General features: G+C 39.3%; 19 protein-coding genes and 1 pseudogene. 12 read left to right on the plus strand and 8 right to left on the minus strand.

Annotated features, from left to right (window positions below; translation table 11 throughout):
* The first annotated feature begins 52 nt into the window (after positions 1–52).
* A complete protein-coding gene (locus D172_RS09885; RefSeq protein WP_007375382.1) occupies positions 53–1,387 on the plus strand; it encodes a dicarboxylate/amino acid:cation symporter in 1,335 nt (444 codons plus the stop codon).
* A gap of 96 nt (positions 1,388–1,483) precedes the next feature.
* Here the strand turns inward: D172_RS09885 and sohB are convergent, their stop codons facing one another.
* Together sohB and D172_RS09895 are read right to left on the minus strand one after the other, a co-directional pair.
* Entirely contained in the window at positions 1,484–2,500 is a 1,017-nt protein-coding gene (gene sohB / locus D172_RS09890; protein WP_007375383.1) for a protease SohB, read from the minus strand.
* A gap of 100 nt (positions 2,501–2,600) precedes the next feature.
* Positions 2,601–5,030: a VolA/Pla-1 family phospholipase gene (locus tag D172_RS09895; RefSeq protein ID WP_007375384.1), complete on the minus strand. Its 2,430-nt coding sequence runs from the start codon at positions 5,028–5,030 to the stop codon at positions 2,601–2,603.
* Positions 5,031–5,236: 206 nt separating this feature from the next.
* Between D172_RS09895 and D172_RS09900 the strand changes: the two genes are divergently transcribed.
* Positions 5,237–5,983, plus strand: coding sequence for a YciK family oxidoreductase (locus tag D172_RS09900; RefSeq protein ID WP_007375386.1), 747 nt, complete (start codon positions 5,237–5,239; stop codon positions 5,981–5,983).
* An 85-nt stretch (positions 5,984–6,068) separates the two neighbouring features.
* Here the strand turns inward: D172_RS09900 and rluB are convergent, their stop codons facing one another.
* The 4 genes from rluB to D172_RS09920 form a co-directional block, all read right to left on the minus strand.
* On the minus strand, positions 6,069–6,938 hold the full coding sequence (rluB, locus tag D172_RS09905; protein ID WP_002959716.1) for a 23S rRNA pseudouridine(2605) synthase RluB: 870 nt from the start codon (positions 6,936–6,938) through the stop codon (positions 6,069–6,071).
* Complete coding sequence (scpB, locus tag D172_RS09910) at positions 6,935–7,525, minus strand: SMC-Scp complex subunit ScpB (protein WP_007375387.1); 591 nt, start codon at positions 7,523–7,525, stop codon at positions 6,935–6,937. Before scpB ends, rluB begins: the two co-directional genes overlap by 4 nt.
* 151 nt (positions 7,526–7,676) lie before the next feature.
* Complete coding sequence (locus D172_RS09915; RefSeq protein ID WP_007375388.1) at positions 7,677–8,198, minus strand: EF-hand domain-containing protein; 522 nt, start codon at positions 8,196–8,198, stop codon at positions 7,677–7,679.
* Between the two features lie 223 nt (positions 8,199–8,421).
* Positions 8,422–8,853 carry a hypothetical protein gene (locus D172_RS09920; protein WP_007375389.1) on the minus strand — a complete coding sequence of 144 codons (432 nt, stop codon included), beginning with the start codon at positions 8,851–8,853 and terminating at the stop codon, positions 8,422–8,424.
* A gap of 240 nt (positions 8,854–9,093) precedes the next feature.
* Here D172_RS09920 and xthA point away from each other — a divergent pair.
* The 3 genes and pseudogenes from xthA to D172_RS09935 all read left to right on the plus strand — a co-directional run bounded on the left by xthA (position 9,094) and on the right by D172_RS09935 (position 11,349).
* Positions 9,094–9,899 (plus strand): annotated as a pseudogene (gene xthA, locus D172_RS09925) (exodeoxyribonuclease III).
* A 5-nt stretch (positions 9,900–9,904) separates the two neighbouring features.
* Positions 9,905–10,552, plus strand: a complete 648-nt coding sequence (locus D172_RS09930) for an energy-coupling factor ABC transporter permease (protein WP_007375391.1) — start codon at positions 9,905–9,907, stop codon at positions 10,550–10,552.
* Positions 10,549–11,349 carry a putative RNA methyltransferase gene (locus tag D172_RS09935; RefSeq protein WP_007375392.1) on the plus strand — a complete coding sequence of 267 codons (801 nt, stop codon included), beginning with the start codon at positions 10,549–10,551 and terminating at the stop codon, positions 11,347–11,349. The genes D172_RS09930 and D172_RS09935 overlap by 4 nt, the downstream gene beginning before the upstream one ends.
* A gap of 38 nt (positions 11,350–11,387) precedes the next feature.
* On the opposite strand, the gene yfbV is transcribed toward D172_RS09935, so the two are convergent.
* Positions 11,388–11,834 (minus strand): terminus macrodomain insulation protein YfbV, encoded by a 447-nt coding sequence (gene yfbV / locus D172_RS09940; RefSeq protein WP_007375393.1) that lies wholly within the window; start codon positions 11,832–11,834, stop codon positions 11,388–11,390.
* A 285-nt stretch (positions 11,835–12,119) separates the two neighbouring features.
* Here yfbV and D172_RS09945 point away from each other — a divergent pair, with 285 nt between their 5' ends.
* The 7 genes from D172_RS09945 (at position 12,120) to D172_RS09975 (ending at position 18,787) form a co-directional block, all read left to right on the plus strand.
* Positions 12,120–13,334, plus strand: coding sequence for an acetate kinase (locus tag D172_RS09945; protein ID WP_007375394.1), 1,215 nt, complete (start codon positions 12,120–12,122; stop codon positions 13,332–13,334).
* Between the two features lies 1 nt (position 13,335).
* The gene (gene pta / locus D172_RS09950) at positions 13,336–15,489 is read left to right on the plus strand and encodes a phosphate acetyltransferase (protein WP_007375395.1); all 2,154 of its coding nucleotides are present in this window, start codon (positions 13,336–13,338) and stop codon (positions 15,487–15,489) included.
* Between the two features lie 233 nt (positions 15,490–15,722).
* Positions 15,723–16,109: an ACT domain-containing protein gene (locus D172_RS09955; RefSeq protein ID WP_007375396.1), complete on the plus strand. Its 387-nt coding sequence runs from the start codon at positions 15,723–15,725 to the stop codon at positions 16,107–16,109.
* A gap of 3 nt (positions 16,110–16,112) precedes the next feature.
* A complete protein-coding gene (locus D172_RS09960; RefSeq protein WP_007375397.1) occupies positions 16,113–16,610 on the plus strand; it encodes a PTS glucose transporter subunit IIA in 498 nt (165 codons plus the stop codon).
* A 4-nt stretch (positions 16,611–16,614) separates the two neighbouring features.
* Positions 16,615–16,959 (plus strand): ArsC family reductase, encoded by a 345-nt coding sequence (locus D172_RS09965; protein ID WP_007375398.1) that lies wholly within the window; start codon positions 16,615–16,617, stop codon positions 16,957–16,959.
* The gene (gene dapE / locus D172_RS09970; RefSeq protein ID WP_007375399.1) at positions 16,959–18,089 is read left to right on the plus strand and encodes a succinyl-diaminopimelate desuccinylase; all 1,131 of its coding nucleotides are present in this window, start codon (positions 16,959–16,961) and stop codon (positions 18,087–18,089) included. The genes D172_RS09965 and dapE overlap by 1 nt, the downstream gene beginning before the upstream one ends.
* Complete coding sequence (locus D172_RS09975; RefSeq protein WP_007375400.1) at positions 18,089–18,787, plus strand: M15 family metallopeptidase; 699 nt, start codon at positions 18,089–18,091, stop codon at positions 18,785–18,787. Before dapE ends, D172_RS09975 begins: the two co-directional genes overlap by 1 nt.
* A 6-nt stretch (positions 18,788–18,793) precedes the next feature.
* Here D172_RS09975 and D172_RS09980 read toward each other — a convergent pair whose 3' ends face one another.
* The gene (locus D172_RS09980) at positions 18,794–19,663 is read right to left on the minus strand and encodes a DMT family transporter (protein ID WP_007375401.1); all 870 of its coding nucleotides are present in this window, start codon (positions 19,661–19,663) and stop codon (positions 18,794–18,796) included.
* Between the last annotated feature and the right edge of the window lie 4 nt (positions 19,664–19,667).

Consider the following 19,667-nt stretch of genomic DNA (forward strand, 5'->3'; position numbering starts at 1 on the left):
ATTTATAGACTGGTAGTCTATGACAAAATTTATTAAAAGTAGATTAGGGTATATGTCAAAAATCCGTTCAATGAGTTTAACCACTCGCATCATGATAGGTATGGGGTTAGGGGTTGTAGTAGGCTTTATATTTCAAGCTATTTTAGCTGGTGAAGACGATTATCTAATACCACTTGGGTTATTCTCTTTGCCAATTAAAGCATTTTTTGTCGATGGCCTTTTTCATGTTGGTGGGCAAATATTCATCGCTAGCTTAAAAATGTTAGTTGTTCCGCTCGTTTTTGTTTCACTTGTCTGTGGAACCTGTAGCCTTAGCGATCCAAAAAAACTGGGACGCTTAGGTGGCAAATCTATTAGTTTATATTTACTAACTACAGCTATAGCTATTACAGTAGCAATCTCCCTTGCCTTATTATTTAATCCTGGGGAAGGAATTGGCTTACCTTCTCAAGCGAGTTACGATGCAAAAGAAGCACCTACTCTAGCTAGAGTTATTATAGACATGTTCCCAACAAATCCATTTGAAGCAATGGCTAAAGGCAACATGCTACAAGTCATTGTATTTGCATTACTATTTGGTATTGCTATGGCACTAAGTGGTAAAGCAGGCAAACGCGTTGCTGATGTATTTGAAGACTTAAACACAGTTATTTTAAAATTAGTTACTTTATTAATGAACATCGCACCATATGGCGTGTTCTTTTTAATGGCAAAGCTGTTCACTACAATAGAGCTCAATTTAATTGTGAGCCTAGCTAAATATTTTGGCGTTGTTGTTTTGGCCCTGCTATTACATGCGCTTGTAAATTACACATTACTATTAAAAATACTAACGGGCTTAAACCCGCGTATTTTCTTAGCTAAAATGAAGCACACCTGTTTATTTGCATTTAGTACATCAAGCTCTAGCGCAACCATGCCTATTACACTTGAAACTGCGACTAAAAAGTTAGGTGCAAGCAACTCAGTTGCCTCACTTACTATCCCCCTAGGTGCAACCATTAATATGGATGGTACAGCGATTATGCAAGGCGTCGCAACCGTATTTATTGCACAAGTGTTTAGTGTTGATTTAACGATTTCTGACTATTTAATGGTCATATTAACAGCTACGCTCGCATCTGTAGGCACAGCCGGTGTTCCTGGTGTTGGCTTAATAATGTTGGCAATGGTACTTAACCAAGTTGGCTTACCTGTAGAAGGGATTGCTATTATAATTGGCGTAGATAGATTGCTAGATATGACCCGTACTGCGGTAAATGTTACTGGTGACTGTATGGTTACCTGTGTTGTTGCCAAGTCTGAAGGTGAACTTGATGAAAGCGTATTCAATGACCCTAACGCAGCTAAAGATTTAGAAGATTATCATAAGTCTATTGATTCATAATCTATGACTATTGAGTTATAAAAAACCTTGATGTTTTGCATCAAGGTTTTTTTCGAGTAAAAATAATTAGCTTGTTCTCAGGTTAAAAATTCTAATCTAAGGATTTAGGGACTTAAATTTAGAAAGTAAGTTTATCCCGACTTTATTTACGCCACTACTCAAGCCAAGCGCTAGCTTATCGCTCAGTCCTTTTTTGACTTTATATTTAATTTTATAGATTTGGCGTTCATGTTGCTGCTCTAATAAAGCATCATCACTTGTTTTTATAACATCTACCAAGCCTTTTTCAATAGCTTGCGTTGCAAACCAATGCTCGCCTGTCGCAACTAGATTTATATCTAAACTTGGGCGTTGTGTACTCACAAATGTTTTAAATAAGTCGTGAGTTTGTTCAATTTCTTCGCGAAATTTTTCACGAGCTTTATCCGTATTCTCACCAAATAAAGTCAGTGTACGCTTAAACTCACCAGCAGTTATTTGTTCAAATTCAACATCATTTTTCTTCAATATTTTATTAAAGTTAGGAATTTGAGCAATCACCCCAATAGAGCCAACAATTGCAAATGGTGCAGCAAGTATTTCATCGGCAACACATGCCATCATGTACCCTCCACTGGCAGCCACTTTATCAATTGAGACACTCAAGGGTATGCCAGCATTTTTAATACGCTGTAGTTGCGAAGCAGCAAGTCCGTACCCATGTACAACCCCGCCACCACTTTCTAAACGAATAAGGACCTTGTCTTTACTAGGCTCAGCAATAGAGATAATGGCTGTTATTTCTTCTCGTAAGCTTTCCACCTCGTGTGCATCCATACTGCCCACAAAGTCAATTACATATAAACGAGGTTTAGCTTCGTCTTTATCTGCTTTTTTACTTTGCGATTTAATCTGTTTTTGGTGTGCTTTAAGCTCTTTTTTACCGAGCGTATTTTGCAAAAAACTTTCTTTAAGTTCTTCTAATTGCTCTGATATATCATCTATTTGTATTTCACCTTTTTTAGCTTTTGGCTTAACTGCAGCGCCAACTATTAACATTAGAATAACTGCGATAGCGATAACAAAAGTAACTGTTTTAGCAAAAAACAAACCGTACTCGTATAAAAATTCCAACTGGTTTCTCCATTTATAAATTTCAGCTAATTTAACATGCTTTAAAACAAAAAAAAGCCACTTTTCAGTGGCTTTTAAAGGTTAATTATTTTACTGGTTATTAATCAGTCACAACCTCAGGGTTGGAAACTAATAACATACGTCCACGTGCAGCTAAATAAGTAGCTACTTGCAGCTGCATTTCTGCATTAGCAGCAGCACTGCCTTCAACAGTTGAAGCCTTTGCAGCATCTTGAGCTGGCGTTAATATAGAACCATGATGCCCTTTAGTAAATTTAACTAAATAGCTCGAAGGTGTTTCACTTAATGCTTGCGAAGTACTTACTGTTTCAAGACCCATCAAGTTAGCTAATGGAATTGTGCCAGAAATAGGATTATTAGCTGCCATTGGCGGTATCACTTGGTCGGGCTTGTTATCAACACCATCACCCACAACAACATTAGTATAAACAGGAGTACCTAATGCTTTCACCGTGGCAGCGTAGTTAGTTGGATCGCCACTATCAAGTGCTGTTTGTGCCGCAAATGCAAACTGTGTAAATACACCTTGAATGTTAGTAAGTTTAGTCGTTTCACCCGCAGTAGTAAGTGATGCAACATATTCATTGTAACCACATGTTAAGTAAGCTTCCATGTCTGGTACTAATGAGCCACAGTTAGAAAGCGCAGCGCCTTGTAGGTAGACATTAAGTTCATCAGCTTCGGTTGTACCAGCTTGTGAAAGTACTGAACCTTGAATAAATGGACCAAACGCAGCAGATTCAAGTAAGAAGCTTGCTATGCCACCGCCGCCACTTGCAAGTGCTACTGTATTTACATTAAACAGTGGGTCAACAGTAGGTGCCATTGGGCTATTAGCTTGAGCAATAAATGCCGGGGCTACAATAGACCCTAACGAATGCCCGATGTAGGTAACATCTTTACTATTGATAGTCGTATCGTTAATAAAGTTTAAACCCAAGCGTAAGCCTAATAAATCAGCCGCTGATTGACGTAGGCTATCTCGCGCAACAAGTAATGAACTCAAGTCCATATAACTAAGTACCGAACCTGTTGTTGCATTAAAGTCATCACTTCCATCACCATCAACATCGATACCGCGTTCACCATGTCTTGGGTGGTCAATTGCTACAGTTGCAAAACCTTGAATAGAAAGTTGGGCAGTTAACGCTAGCATACTTTCTTTTTGCGTAGTAATACCATGTTGCATAATTACAACAGGCCAGCCATTTTCTGGCATTTCAATAGCCGGTAATTGTAGTTGCGCACGAACACCGTTAATAATTGGTAAAATAGGTTTTGTTAGTTGTACTGGCACATTCGCCATGCTTTGTACTTTTGGAATGGTATTATATTTAGTTAAATGACGCGTGCTGTCTAAACCTAAATCTCGAAGCTGTCCACTACTCAATGCAAAACATAACCCGTCATTCTCACTAATAGGTTCTGCAGGAAAAGCATCACCTGCAACAGCTTTATAACCAAGTATTGCTACTGCGTTATCACACATACCTTGCCAATATGTATCGTTTAAATCACTTATCTCAGTGCCTGTTGGAGTCCCTAGGTACATAGGAAGCATAATGCTACCCTTTTGGTATTGAACACCAGAAAAAGCAGGCGATACTTCAACACCTTGTGAAGCAAATACTTGTTGTACATTTACCATTGGTTGTTCTGGTACTTGCACAGCAGGTGTTGCCATACTTGGCTGTTGCAAGCTCACTGCTAACAACTGCTTGATAGTACCCAGCACAGGCCCTGCTGATTGAATAGTCATCGCACCTGAGAAAATAATGTCGTCTTTCGTAATATTTCCAGAACTAACAACTACATTTTCGTAGCTATTAACTGCGCCCTGCAAACCAAGTTGCGCTGCTGTAATTAATGGCGCCTCTTGTTTAACTAACCCATAAGTTGAAGATGGCTCAATAGAGCGACCCAATGAGTCTTTAAGCCCTGTTGTTAATACATTAATGTATGAACTACCAGCTTTAAATGGTTTTAGAGGAACAATTGCAACAGCATTACCTGAAGCCTGAGTAACAAAGTCAACACCAAAGGTAAGTTCGCCCACTAATTTACAAGCAGTACCTGCAGCTACTACCGAACATTCTTCATCCGTTAAGCTTGCACCCATTATTACTTCAAAAATTCTAACCGTACCAGGAGCCCCAGCAGACGCTTCATCTAAACTCACACTCGGTGGGAATGTTAAATCAATTTTATAAGGAACCTGCGAAGACCAACCATCAAGTGCGCCTAGAGCCAATTGTGGGTTGGCATAAGCTGTGCGTGGAATAGACACGTTATCATCATCTAATTCACCAGGAATGTTTAATGTACCGTCTTGGGTACCACTCATTAACAAATCGTTTGGAACAGATATAACTCCATTAGCAGGGTCAAAACTTACTGTTGCCGTTGGAATAACTGGGGCTGTGTCGTTTTTAACATCTTTTAACGTTTCTCCACCGCCACAACCTGCTAAAGCAGCTGTAACCGAGAGTGAAAGTAGCATTTTTTTCATATTGTTGGCTCCGCACATATTTTATTTTTATAGTGTGTTTAATCAGTGTATTAAGTTAAAACAATGTAATCAGGTTATTAATGAGACATTAGACCAGTTAAACTTAACGTAAAGTTTCTATTTTCGCCACCTAATTTTGCAATAAATTCGATTACTTCACGTTTTGCTATGTTAAAATTAAAAAAATCATACAATTTGGTACTTTTATGCACACTTATCAAGCAGCTGAAAACGCACTCAAAGATAAAGTTATTTTAATAACAGGCGCCGGCGATGGCATTGGTCGAGTAGCAGCCATTACATATGCAAAGTATGGTGCTACGGTTATTTTATTAGGTAAAACAACTAATAAACTTGAATGTGTTTACGATGAAATTGTTAATGCAGGTTATCCTAAACCTGCAATTGTGCCTATGGATTTAAAAGGCGCAACGAAGCAAAACTACCGCGACCTTGCCGCAACGATTGAATATCAGTTTGGCCGCCTAGATGGGCTTCTTAATAATGCCGGTATTTTAGGCTCGCTTGGCCCACTTGAGCATTTTTGCTCATCTACGTTCGAAAATATAATGAAAGTGAACGTGACTGCACAAGCGATGATCACTAAAGCCTTGTTTCCGGTTCTTCGTAAATCTGATAATGCATCAATCGTATTCACATCATCAGGTGTTGGTCGCAAAGGCCGTGAATTTTGGGGACCTTATGCCATTTCGAAATTTGCAGTAGAAGGCATGATGCAAACATGGGCATGTGAAGTAGGTAAAACAAACATTCGTGTAAACTGTATTAACCCAGGTGCTACGCGCACTTCAATGCGAGCGGCTGCATATCCAGGTGAAGATAGAGACGCGCTTGCTACACCAGAGGATTTAATGCCTACCTATTTATATCTAATGAGTGACGATTCTAGTGAAGTGAATGGCGAATCGTTAGATGCTCAGGTAAAAAAATAACTCAGCCTAAGTCCTGTGTTATTTAAAAGCACATTAAAAAAGCCGCAATGAGCGGCTTTTTTGTGTTAAATAAATAACTAATTGATTATTTACGTTTAGTCGGCTTAACACGTTGATTGTGTTTTTTAACTGCTTTACGGATTTGGTTGATTTTAGCGCGTTTATCTTTGCGCTTTTCTGGCATAACAGAAAGCTTAGTCTGCGTCTCGCGACCTAATTTAACGGTTTTACGTAAATAGTTTACCGTTTCTAGATCATACTCCATCCAACCACCTTGCGGTACGCGCTTATCTAGCTCCAATTTACCGTAACGAATACGAATAAGACGAGATACTTCCGCATCTTGAGATTGCCATAAACGGCGGACTTCGCGGTTACGCCCTTCATTTAACGTTACGTTAAACCATCGGTTAACACCTTCGCCACCCATTGGGGTTACAGTCGTGAATTTAGCTGGGCCATCTTCAAGCTCAACACCACGTAGTAGGTTTTTAACCGTTTCGTTGGTTACTTCACCAAATACACGTGCAGAGTATTCACGTTCTACTTCATAACTTGGGTGCATTAAACGGTTTGCTAACTCACCATCATTAGTAAACAGCATCAAACCTGATGTATTAACGTCTAAGCGGCCTACTGCAATCCAACGATCGCCATCAATACGAGGAAGTCGGTCAAATACAGTACGACGCCCTTCTGGATCTTTACGTGTACTTAGCTCACCTTCTGGTTTGTTATACATAATTACACGACAAATTCTATCTGCTTTTTCTTCAATTTTCACAGTGTGTCCGTCAACACGAATTAAGTCTGTTTCCTCAACACGGTCGCCTAACTTTGCCACTTTACCGTTTACACTAACGCGGTTTGCATCAATGTATTTTTCCATTTCACGGCGCGAGCCTACGCCTGCACGGGCTAGGACTTTTTGTAACTTTTCACCTTGTATACTCATTCGGATGGTTCTCTCACAGAAGGATCACTTAATAACTGGTTAATTTTACTTTGCTGCTCTGTTGGCAGCGCTGGTAAATTATCTAAACCTGTTAACGAAAAATAATCTAAAAATTGTTTAGTAGTTGCATATAAAGCCGGTTTACCCGGAACCTCTTTATGCCCTACCACTTTAACCCACTCTCTTTCGAGTAAGGTTTTTATAATATTCGAACCCGTAGTAACTCCCCTTACTTGCTCAATTTCGCCACGTGTAATGGGCTGCCTGTATGCAATAAGCGATAATGTTTCCAGTAAAGCACGTGAATACTTAGGCGCACGTTCTTGCCACAAATTATTTAACCAAGGGCTTAAACTGCTACATGCCTGAAAGCGATAACCACTGCCAACTTCGACTAGACGAATACCACGAGTTTGAAAATGTTCTTGTATAGTATCTATTGCGTCGTTTATTCGCGCCATAGAAATAGCTAAATCTATTAATACTACGTCTTTAAGGTGGCGCTTACTAACAGGCTTATCTGCAACAAAAATAGCTGCTTCAATGATCTCAACTAGTTGTTCATCACTAATTCGCCGACCCGCCATACACACTCTTAACAAATAAAAATACACAGCCATCTATTATGACAGAACAACACCAAACTAGGAAAATATATCTACTAAATAACTAGATTTTAAACACAAAAAAGCCAGTGATTATCACTGGCTTCTAATTTACTCTTTAAAACAACAAATATTAGCTGCGTTTAATTGCTTCTAGTGCGTCATCTTCGGCTACAGCATTACCGTATTTTTTTATGTAACCCTTAAACTCACTTCTGCTGATGCGCTTATCTTGGTTTTCATCCATATAACCAAAATGATTTGAAATATCATCATCGTTGCCTTCAGCAATCGAAATATAACCGTTGCTATCATTATCTAAACTTGAAAAACTACTCTCAATTTTATCAAACTTAGCTATTTCAGCTTTAAACGCTGATTCACTTACGTCACTATCAGTCGCCACTTTACCTGCATTTAGCTGCATGTAGGCGTTAAATTCTTTACGGCTAATTTCATTATCCATATTGGTATCAATATTCGAAAAATGCTCCCAGATGCTATCATCATCCGCTTCGACTTTTGAAATGTAGCCATCGCTGTCGTTGTCCAGGCTTGCAAAATCACTGTCTATTTTCTCAAGGCCTTGATTTGAAGAACAAGCCGCGAGGCTCAAAGATGCTAAAATTGTTGTTGCTAATGTTAACTTTTTCATAAGACGTGTCCTTGTAATTAAATAAATGTCACTTTAGCTAATACAATTCGGATGCCAATGTTAGTTAACTAATTAAAATCAAATAGTTACAAATAAATAGAGTGTTTAATGAACAATTTCAATAAGTTATATCTGAAAACTTTGCAAAGTGCTTTGTAATTTTTGCAAAAAAAAGCCCAGTATATGTAAATATACTGGGCATGCTTTTCAAATCTTTGTGTTATTAAATAGCCGCATTTTGATAACGTTTTACAAAATCAGTTACTTTTTGACCATTACACTTTAGAGAGTTTAAATTACCGATTTTTTGACGAACTGGCGCTAGACCTTGTTTTAAAGCAGTCATACACAGTTGTGTTTCTTGTTGAGTGTCTTTAGCAAACACCTCAACTTTAGTTTTAATCACTTCAGCAGTTGTTCCTTTTTTAGCAATATCACGAATATCTTCGCCATTACACAAAATACTTTGTGAAAAGCGTGATAAAAACACACCATGCTGGGCTGCTTCTTTACGAGCGGCAGAAAAGCCTTCATTGGCACTTAATACACACAATTTAGATTCTATTTTATTATCTTTACTAAAATACGAATTACTTTGTGCCGAGACCGTAGTTGATGCTAGAAGTGCTGCAGCTAAAATTAGTTGTGTTTTCATGTGAGATCCTATTTGAACGAGCTTATTGAGTGATTTCGCGCATTATATAACCTGCTTTTTAGATATCAATTGAATTTTTTATTTATTTAACAAATTAATATAGCATTAACAATGTTTAAACTTTAAGCACCATTTGGTCAACAATTATGCAGCGATTTTCTCCATTTCAGTCATGTTATGTACGCGTAAATACTGATACAATTTGGTGCATTAAATAGAACCAATTTTAAGGTAAATTCAATGAAAGTGATTTCTTTCAATATCAATGGTCTGCGTGCTCGTCTTCATCAATTACAAGCAATTATCGATAAACATCAACCAGACGTAATTGGACTGCAAGAGATTAAGGTTCATGATGAGGCGTTCCCACTAGAAGATGTGCAAAAAATGGGATACCACGTTTATTACCATGGTCAAAAGGCACATTATGGTGTGGCTATGTTATGCAAGAAAGAGCCTAAATCGGTCTTAAAAGGATTTGCTACCGATACAGAGGAATCGCAAAAACGCATGATAAGCGTTACTGTAGAGCAAGAAAACGGTCGTGATTTAACCGTAATGAATGGTTATTTCCCGCAAGGCGATAATATCAATCACGAAACTAAATTTCCTTATAAGCGCCAGTTCTATATTGACTTGATGACTCACCTTGAAACAAACCATACACCCGATCAAGATATAATTGTTATGGGCGATATCAACATATCACCTACCGATTTAGATATTGGTATTGGTGAAGTAAATGCTAAACGTTGGTTAAAAACGGGTAAATGTTCTTTCCAACCGGTAGAGCGTGAATGGCTTGCAACATTACTTAATTGGGGCTTTAAAGACACCTTTAGAGAACAAAACCCAGAAACAGACGATCAATACTCATGGTTTGACTATCGCTCTAAGGGGTTTGTAGATAACCGAGGACTTCGAATAGATGTAGTACTTGCAACTAATGAGCTTGCAGCACGCTGTATAGATACTGGTATTGATTACGAACTGCGCGGTATTGAAAAACCCTCAGATCATGCCCTATATGGTCAACATTTAAGTAATTACTATGCTCAGCATAACAATACAAGGGCTACTTTGGGCCCTTGTAATTATTATTGCCCTACTAAGCTTTGATAAAAAAACATATAAAACATTGCTTAATACGCCAGCCCGTCAAACTGGCGTGCTTGCATGTGCGTTAGTTTTTGCAGTGCTTTGGCGAATAAAAGCAGGAATTTTAACTGGTCTCGATTTACACATATTAGGCGTTACAGCTGCAACATTAATTTTAGGCTGGCGATTGACTATTTTAAGTAGCCTACTTGCCACAGCCCTACTGACTGCATTTGGTCAAATTGAACTTGAACTGTTACCAGTTCAACTGCTTATTGGTGCGTTTATTCCTATTTTACTAAGCTACCTTGGCTTTATAATTAGTTACCAGTATTTACCTCGTCATTTTTTTGTTTATATATTTGTTTGTGCGTTCATAACTGCAGGGGTTATAGCCTGTATAAAAATAAGCCTAGGTGCTTTATTTTACTTAGCTATAGGGCAATACAATTGGCAAGAACTCGCAGATAACTACGTTTATTTAAGTGCCATAATTTGGTTTCCTGAAGCAATGCTCAACGGTATGGCTATAACAGTTATGATCACCTATCGCCCGCATTGGGTAAAAACTTTTTACGATAAGGACTACCTAGACTCATGAGTCTACAATATCAATGCCCACTGTGTAACCACGCACTTTTGAAAACTGATTCAACACTTCGTTGTGCTAACAACCATAGCTTTGATGTTGCTAAAGAGGGCTATGTTAATTTACTGCCTGTGCAACAAAAAAACTCAAAACAACCAGGCGATTCGCTTGAAATGGTACAAGCTAGGCGTGCATTTTTAGAGCGTGGCTATTATGGCTTTTTGCAACAAAACCTTAGCGACATAATCAGTAATATAAGTGCAAATACTATTATTGATTTGGGATGCGGTGAAGGGTTTTATACTCAAGCAATAGCAAGTAAAACAAACGCAGTTGTGTACGGCGTCGACATTTCAAAATCTGCGGTTAAATATGCAGCAAAGCGCTACCCTAATTGCAACTTTAGTGTGGCATCAATTAGCCAAGCGCCTTTTGAAAGCCAATTTGCTGATGTACTTGTTAGCGTATTTGCACCTTTGTTTGAGCAAGAGCTTGAGCGCCTTGCAAATCAAAGTGCAACGTTAGTGGTTGCAAGCCCAGGTCCTTGTCATTTAAAAGAGTTAAAGTCGTATATATATTCAAAAGTAAACGAACATACTGAAATATCTTCGCCAAAAGGGTTTCAAAAATCAGAGCAAGCTCTTTTAACAGAGCATGTCGCGCTTAGCTTTACTGATATTAAAAACTTAATAATGATGACGCCATTTGCATGGAAGTTCAGGCCAGAACATTGGGAAGCACTCAAGGAAAAAGGCGAGCATACTGTCACCTTGTCATTTTACATTACGCAGTTTACAAAAACTGCATAATCAAATTTGGAGTTATTTAGGCGTAAGTTTAACGACGTCTAAAATTGCTCTTTCGTAAACGCTTTATCCATTTTATCAAACATGTCTTTAAGTAGACTCGCAAGCTCCAAATAACGAGGCTTTTTTTCGCTTAACTGCGCTTGATAACCGTTGGCAACCATTTTTGTATAAAGCTCGTGATACCACTTTTGCATGGCTGGCTCTAAAGGTGTTTGCGCACGCTTACCTAGCCATAATAACCCTTGTAACGGTAACGAGATAAAAAACAAAGCACTCGCAATAGCTTGCGGTAAGAAGTCTGGACCGAGGTAATTCAGCTGAAAAAATAACGTAAGCATGGCTAAAATAGGCATAACTGTGATCGCAAGATCAGTAGCTTTAATAACCTTAAACTCGATGAATAGAGGTGCTAGTTCTTTTCTCATTGGCCATTGTTTTGCATACAACCGCCCTGTTTGTACTTGTGACATCACACTTTTTTGCATCATGACTCCTCACAGTGACTCTATTAAAACACAATACTAAATTGATTATTTCTAAAGTGTAACACAATTTTAAGGGCTTTTACTTTCTCAGTAAAAGTGCTTAATTTTGCTGTTAAAGTGTGCAAAACACTAAACTAAATTCCATAACTGGGGTAAAATATTTCGCATTGATTCAGCTACATTTTAGTTTAGCTTAATTAAATGTTTTAGCTTTATTTATCACTCTGAGTGTTACGATTAATGTTTCACGTTCACTTACTAAATTTTGTTTATGGAAATGAATTTATGCCAACAACCTCCCCTAAGTCACAACACGTTTTAGTACTAAATTGTGGTAGCTCCAGCTTAAAATTTGCCATTATTGATGCAAACACGGGCCACGAAATTATATCTGGTCTAGCAGAGCGCTTAGGTGCGACAACTCCTTCTATAAAATATAAATTCAACGGCGCTAAAACTGTCATTAACTTAGTAGCAGGTCAAGCCCATGCAGAGGCAATAGATACGTTAGTAAGCCTAATAAAAGATCATAGCTTAGATGAGCAACTTATTGCTGTGGGTCATCGTGTTGTGCACGGCGGCGAGCATTTTACGCAATCTGTTTTGATTGACGAGAAGGTCATTGCGGGTATTACACAGGCAGCAACACTTGCGCCACTTCACGGACATGCTAATTTGTTAGGCATTGCATCTGCACAGGCATCGTTCGAAGGCTTACCACAAATAGCCGTATTTGATACTGCGTTCCACCAAACGATGAATGAAGTAGCTTACCTTTATGCACTGCCATATAAGCTATATACAGAATTTGGCGTTAGACGTTATGGGTTTCATGGCACAAGCCACTTTTATGTTGCAGGCCAAACAGCAAAACTGCTTAATCAACCTATTGAGCAAAGTAACTTTATCAGTGCCCACTTAGGTAATGGTTGTTCAGTGTGTGCTATTAAAAATGGTAAGAGTGTAGATACCAGTATGGGCCTAACACCACTAGAGGGCCTAATGATGGGCACCCGTAGTGGCGATATAGATCCAGGCCTGTTTAACTTTTTAACCACGCAGCTCGATTACACTGCACAGCAAATAGATAACTTGCTCAATCAAAAAAGTGGTTTATTAGGTATCAGCGAGCTTTCTAATGATTGCCGCACAATCGAAGAAGCGGCTGTTGCCGGTAATAAAAAAGCAATACTCGCGCTTGATATGTTTTGCTACCGTCTTTCAAAACAAATTGCCGCTTATATGGTACCACTACAACGCCTTGATGCGATTATTTTTACCGGCGGTATTGGCGAAAACTCTGATATTATTCGTGAAAAAGTAATCTCACAGCTTGCCTTTTTAGGACTTGATTGCGATCAAAAAGCTAATCTTAATGCTCGTTTTGGCCAAGAAGGCATTATTAGCTCTTCACAGGCACATAGTAAAGCCGTTGTCATGCCTACAAATGAAGAGTGGGTTATTGCACTTGATGCTGCAAACATAGCAAAGGAGCTTTAATATGGCGCGTCGTATTATGTTAATTCCTGTATCTACAGGTGTTGGTTTAACGTCGGTATCAGTTGGTTTAGTGCGTGCTCTTGAACAAAAAACAGTTAAAGTTAACTTTTTTAAACCAATTGCGCAGCCCCGCTCGGGTGAAACGGGCCCTGAAAAATCAACGCAAATAGTTACCCAAGGCTCACCGATTAACCCACCTACACCTTTTGCACTCGATTACGCAGAGCAAATGATTGGCGATGGCAAAGGTGACGACCTACTAGAGGAAATTGTTGAGCGTTTTGAGAGCAAAATAAACGACGATGAAGTAGCCATCATAGAAGGTATGGTCCCTACTCGTCGTCAACCTTACGCTGGACGTGTAAATCGTGAAATTGCACAAACACTTGGCGCCGACATTGTATTTGTACTCACCCCCGGTAATTACAGCATTACACAAATAGAAGACCGCCTTGAAATCGCAGCGGGTAACTATGGTGGAATTGATCACCCTCGCGTACTTGGCTGTATTTTTAATAAAGTAAATGCGCCACTTGATGAAGAGGGCCGCGCTCGCGCCGATTTAGTTGACACCTACAAACCAGAAGAACTTGAAAACGAATTAAATCGTTTAGCGTCGTTACCTATTTTTAGAAAAAACCCGTTTATGCTACTTGGTGCAATCCCTTGGGATTTTGACTTAGTCGCACCTCGCGTAAAAGATTTAAGCGCGTATTTAAAAGCAACGATAATTAACGAAGGCGATATGCTGCATCGTCGCCTGCGTCGTATTACTTTTTGTGCGCGTACAGTGTCAAATATTTTAAATTACTTTACGCCTGGCGCCTTATTGGTAACACCAGGCGATCGCTCAGACATACTTGTTGCTGCGTGTTTATCAGCTATGAACGGCACTAAACTTGGCGCTATATTACTCACCGGTGGCTTTGAGCCAGAGCCACGTATTATGGCCTTGTGTGAGCAAGCTATGCAAACTGGCTTGCCTATACTCGCTACTGATGGCGATACATGGCGCACCTCGTTATTACTGCATAACTTTAATATGGAAGTACCAAACGACGACGACCAACGAATTGAAAAAGTAAAAGATCATAACGCTGAACATATTGATTCTGACTGGTTAGACACGTTAGCAAAAAGCGTAGGTAAAACACGTAAATTATCGCCTCCAGCATTTCGTTACTTGTTAACAGACAAAGCCCGTAAAGCCGGAAAAACAGTTGTGCTACCAGAAGGCAATGAACCTCGTACTATTAAAGCGGCTGCTATTTGTGGCCAACGCGGCATTGCTAAAACTATATTGCTTGGCGATCGCGAAGAAATAATGCGCATTGCAGAGCAACAAGGGATTGAGCTTAACGAACACGTAAGTATTATTGAGCCTAAAAGCATCATTAATGATTATATTGCGCCTATGGTCGAAATCCGAAAAAGCAAAGGTCTAACTGCCGTAGTCGCGCAAGAGCAACTGCAAGATAACGTGGTACTTGGCACAATGATGCTTGAGCAAGGTAAGGTAGATGGCTTAGTGTCGGGTGCAGTAAACACCACTGCCAATACAATTCGCCCACCACTGCAGTTAATTAAGACAGCGCCAGGATCATCGTTAGTATCATCCGTGTTTTTTATGCTGCTGCCTGACCAAGTGTTAGTTTATGGTGACTGTGCGATTAACCCAGACCCTAATGCTGAACAACTTGCAGATATAGCGATTCAATCTGCCGACTCTGCTGCTGCATTTGGTATAGAGCCGCGTGTAGCTATGATCAGTTACAGTACGGGTACGTCTGGCACGGGCGCTGATGTAGAAAAAGTACGCGAAGCCACAAAAATAGCACAGCAAAAGCGTCCTGATTTAATCATTGATGGGCCACTTCAATACGACGCAGCCATTATGGAAAACGTGGCACTTAAAAAAGCACCTAATAGCCCTGTTGCAGGTAAAGCGACTGTATTTATATTCCCTGATTTAAATACAGGCAATACTACCTATAAAGCAGTACAACGTAGCGCTGATTTAATAAGTATTGGTCCAATGTTACAAGGTATGCGCAAACCTGTTAACGACTTAAGCCGTGGTGCATTAGTTGATGATATTGTGTATACCATTGCACTAACGGCCATTCAAGCAGCACAAGCTGAAGCACTTAATTAAACACCAACACTAACATGTGCTTTTTATAGCCTAGCTATTATTTATTTAATAATTAAATAGTTAGGCTATTTATACCCTGCAACCCCCATACTTATCCACAGAAATTGTGGGTAAGTTTTTCTACCTTCGGGAATTAACTCACTTACTATCAGGTTAGTTACTGTTACACCTTTAATTTAAAGCTAATAATCTATACTATAAACCTACCGATATTGCTGTTTCGCAGGTTTTTAATGTCAAAACAAACATTACAATTACACAGCACCGTTTTATCTATACATAGCTTAGATATAGATGCCGACATACCTGCGGCGCTGTTAAAACTCCCGTTGTTTTTTATTTCTAAAACCCACGACGAACTTTCAATTGTATGCCCTAGTAGCTTTGAAATAAACAGCCTAGACACAGAGCCAAATTGGCAAGCACTTGAAGTTGTTGGCCCACTTGGCTTTTCGCTGACCGGAATAATGGCCAATATTTCGGGTGTATTAGCACGTGCTAAAATATCTATATTTTCAATTTCAACTTACGACACCGATTACATACTTGTAAAAAAGCAAACTGCACTTCAAGCTATTACAGCACTAAAAAAAGATGGCTACAATGTGGTGGCTGAATAAATTATGAAAGCACAAAAAGTAGAATATATTGCGCAAAACAAAATACCTCGTAACGCCATTAATATTACCAGCCCTTTTTCAGGCAAAGTACTGGAGCTAAACGAACATCCAGAACCTTTGTTTCGCTTTGGCACACTTGGGCCAGGTATTATAGTGCAACTAACTAACCATAAAATTTTAGCGCCCTTTGATGGCACTTTATTACAGGTAAAAAATGCAGGCACGGAGTTTATATTACAAGCAAAAAATGGGTTAAAAGTGTTAATCAACTTAACCATTTCAACATCGCAACCAATTACACACACTCATATAGCACAGCTCAATGGTAGCAAAATAATCAAAGGCCAACGCCTTGCTTATTTTGATTTACGAGAGCTTGATACTCCTATGCTTGCTAGCCTAATTTTACTAAATGGCCACAACCTTGGTACATTTCATTACTCTCACTCACTGGTACAAGCGGGTGAAGACACTCTATTAACTATTATTAAGAAGAATTAAATCTATGATTACCTTATACGGCATTAGCAATTGTGACACGATTAAAAAAGCTAAAAAATATTTAACCGATAACAATGTCGAATTTACTTTTCACGACTACCGTAAAGATGGCGTGAATGAGCAAATGGTGAGTGACTTTGCTGATAAGCTTGATTGGGAACAGCTTGTTAATAAACGTGGTACTACTTATCGTGCATTAACTGATGAGCAAACACAAAGCTTAACTAAAGAGAGTGCTATTTCACTGTTAGTTGAACAACCTGCAATGATCAAACGCCCGGTACTCGTAAACAATGGCAGCTACCATTTAGGTTTTAAAGCAGTTCAATACGATGAGATTTTTAAATAATGACTGTTGACGTAATTGCACTCGCTCAAGCGCTAATCCAACGAGAGTCAGTAACCCCCGAAGATGCTGGCTGCCAACAAATGATGAACGATCGCCTTGCTGCGGTTGGTTTTAATATAGAGTCATTATTTTTTACCGACACACTTAACACTTGGGCTCGAAAAGGCACACAATCACCGCACTTTTGTTTTGCAGGTCACACCGATGTGGTGCCAACAGGCCCTGAAAAAAATTGGCAACATCCGCCGTTTTCAGGATTAATAAAAGACGGTCTCTTACATGGCCGTGGCGCTGCCGATATGAAAGGCTCACTTGCAGCAATGCTTGTAGCAACCGAGCGTTTTGTTACTAAGCACCCAGATCATAAAGGTTCAATTTCATTTTTAATTACTTCTGACGAAGAAGGTCCATTTGTAAACGGGACGACTCGTGTAATTGATACGCTAGAAGCACGCGGTGAAAAAATCGATATGTGCCTAGTTGGCGAACCTTCATCACGAGATGTACTAGGTGATGTTGTTAAAAATGGTCGAAGAGGCTCACTCACCGCTTTTTTAACCGTTAAGGGCGTACAAGGGCATGTAGCCTACCCACATTTAGCACAAAACCCAATTCATCTAGCAACCCCTGCACTTACTGAGCTTAGCCAAACGGTGTGGGATAACGGAAATGAATACTTCCCTGCTACCAGCTTTCAAATTTCAAATATTAATGGCGGCACAGGTGCTGGTAATGTGATCCCAGGTGAACTAGAAATACAGTTTAACTTTAGATTTAGTACGCAAGTAACGCATGAGCAATTACAACAACGTGTAAATGACATTCTACAAAAGCATAACTTAAATTATGAATTAAGTTGGATAGTAAATGGTTTGCCTTTTATTACCGAGCACGGCCCCCTTGTTGATGCCACAGTCAATGCTATTAAATCGGTAACCGGTTTAACCACAAACCTAGAAACCACAGGTGGCACATCTGACGGGCGTTTTATTGCGCAAACAGGTGCTAAAGTAATTGAACTAGGGCCACGTAACGCTACTATTCATAAAGTAGATGAATGCGTAAGTACCGATGATTTAATAGCCCTTACCAACATTTACGAGCAAATATTAGAGCAACTTTTAACATAATGGATGCCACTCAACCAACACCAATAATGTGTATTACAGGGCAAAGTGATACACATTTAACTGATATACAAAATCATCGCTTGCACAGCGCTATTATTAGCGACTTTTTAGCGCTGCAAAGTGCAGCTCAAAAAGCGGGATTTGATCTTACTATTGCCTCAAGTTTTCGCGACTTTGAACGTCAGTCAATTATTTGGAATAATAAGTTTTTAGGTAGTCGACCTGTTTATAATAAACAGCAAGAAGTTGTAGATTTAACTAAGCTAAGCGAGATTGATAAATGTATAGCTATAATGCTCTACTCTGCACTACCTGGGGCAAGCAGGCATCATTTAGGGACTGACTTAGATGTGTTTGATAAAGCTGCGGTAAGTGATGATTATAAACTGCAGCTAGCACCTGATGAATACCTACAAGGTGGGCCTTTTGCGCCTTTAAGTAATTGGCTTGATACTAACTTAGTTAAATTTGGCTTTTATCGCCCTTACCAGCATGATTTAGGTGGCGTCGCACCTGAGCTTTGGCATATAAGCCATATTAAGCAATCACAATTATTAGTGAATAAACTTAGCGAGCAAGTACTTTTTGAATGTATAAAAAACAGTGAACTACAGGGCAAGCAGGCAATACTTGATAACTTACCTGCTATTTATACACGCTTTGTAACAAACGTAAGCCCACACCTAAAAGAAGGTTAGGTTATATTAAGCCTTCTTTTTATTTAAAATAAACACCAGCACGGCCCCTAATATTAAGGAGCTTGCGACTACAAACTCCATTGTTACCTGCTCAGATAAAAACAAAACACCAGCAATGGCTGCAAGTACCGGCACACACAACTGCACAACAGCAGCTTGGGTACTTTTAAGCAGTGGCATAGCCACATACCAAACACTGTAACCAATCCCAGATGCTATCGCACCCGAGGCACACGCAAGTAACACCCCTTCAATACTGATATTTTTTAAATAACTCATACCTACGAGTAATAAAACAGGGATAGCAACTAAGCTTCTTATAAAGTTAAACCCAGTAGTACGCAGTGGCGATACACACACTTTACCGCGAATACTGTAAATACCCCATCCTATACCGCTGAGTGCCATAAGTGATGCGCCAAACAGTGAAGGCACTGCAGCAGATGGCAGCATTAAATATACAAAGCCACCTAGCGCCACTATAAACGAGCACCACTGAAGCACACTCAACTTCTCTTTTTGATATATACCCCAGCCAATCATAGTAAGTTGCACAGCGGAAAACAAAATAAGTGCGCCAGTGCCTGTATCAAGCTCTACGTAAGCAATCGAAAAACAAAGTGCATAAACTAGCAGGCTAATACTGCTTCGCCAGCTTCCTCTGTCACTTATAATAGCGGGGTTAAATGTGCCTTTACGTTTTAAATTATGGGTATAAATAGCCATTATAATGCCTAAACACGCTGCACCACTTAGTAAGCGAATAACTGTAAAGTTCCAAGCATCTATATAGCCTTCGGCTAAAGCCATTCTGCAAAAAAGAGAATTTGCGGCAAACGCAATTAAAGCAATGATTGTGTATATGGTGGCTTTCAAAAAA

It is taken from the genome of Pseudoalteromonas sp. Bsw20308 (assembly GCF_000310105.2).
Classification (GTDB): Bacteria; Pseudomonadota; Gammaproteobacteria; order Enterobacterales; family Alteromonadaceae; genus Pseudoalteromonas; species Pseudoalteromonas fuliginea.

Excerpts from the sequence above, each read along its gene's own strand:
- D172_RS09885 (WP_007375382.1), top strand. The coding sequence starts at position 53 with ATGTCAAAAATCCGTTCAATGAGTTTAACCACTCGCATCATGATAGGT.
- D172_RS09895 (WP_007375384.1), bottom strand. The coding sequence starts at position 5,030 with ATGAAAAAAATGCTACTTTCACTCTCGGTTACAGCTGCTTTAGCAGGT.
- D172_RS09900 (WP_007375386.1), top strand. The coding sequence starts at position 5,237 with ATGCACACTTATCAAGCAGCTGAAAACGCACTCAAAGATAAAGTTATT.
- rluB (WP_002959716.1), bottom strand. The coding sequence starts at position 6,938 with ATGAGTATACAAGGTGAAAAGTTACAAAAAGTCCTAGCCCGTGCAGGC.
- scpB (WP_007375387.1), bottom strand. The coding sequence starts at position 7,525 with ATGGCGGGTCGGCGAATTAGTGATGAACAACTAGTTGAGATCATTGAA.
- D172_RS09915 (WP_007375388.1), bottom strand. The coding sequence starts at position 8,198 with ATGAAAAAGTTAACATTAGCAACAACAATTTTAGCATCTTTGAGCCTC.
- D172_RS09920 (WP_007375389.1), bottom strand. The coding sequence starts at position 8,853 with ATGAAAACACAACTAATTTTAGCTGCAGCACTTCTAGCATCAACTACG.
- D172_RS09930 (WP_007375391.1), top strand. The coding sequence starts at position 9,905 with ATGCTCAGCATAACAATACAAGGGCTACTTTGGGCCCTTGTAATTATT.
- D172_RS09935 (WP_007375392.1), top strand. The coding sequence starts at position 10,549 with ATGAGTCTACAATATCAATGCCCACTGTGTAACCACGCACTTTTGAAA.
- yfbV (WP_007375393.1), bottom strand. The coding sequence starts at position 11,834 with ATGCAAAAAAGTGTGATGTCACAAGTACAAACAGGGCGGTTGTATGCA.
- D172_RS09945 (WP_007375394.1), top strand. The coding sequence starts at position 12,120 with ATGCCAACAACCTCCCCTAAGTCACAACACGTTTTAGTACTAAATTGT.
- pta (WP_007375395.1), top strand. The coding sequence starts at position 13,336 with ATGGCGCGTCGTATTATGTTAATTCCTGTATCTACAGGTGTTGGTTTA.
- D172_RS09955 (WP_007375396.1), top strand. The coding sequence starts at position 15,723 with ATGTCAAAACAAACATTACAATTACACAGCACCGTTTTATCTATACAT.
- D172_RS09960 (WP_007375397.1), top strand. The coding sequence starts at position 16,113 with ATGAAAGCACAAAAAGTAGAATATATTGCGCAAAACAAAATACCTCGT.
- D172_RS09965 (WP_007375398.1), top strand. The coding sequence starts at position 16,615 with ATGATTACCTTATACGGCATTAGCAATTGTGACACGATTAAAAAAGCT.
- dapE (WP_007375399.1), top strand. The coding sequence starts at position 16,959 with ATGACTGTTGACGTAATTGCACTCGCTCAAGCGCTAATCCAACGAGAG.
- D172_RS09975 (WP_007375400.1), top strand. The coding sequence starts at position 18,089 with ATGGATGCCACTCAACCAACACCAATAATGTGTATTACAGGGCAAAGT.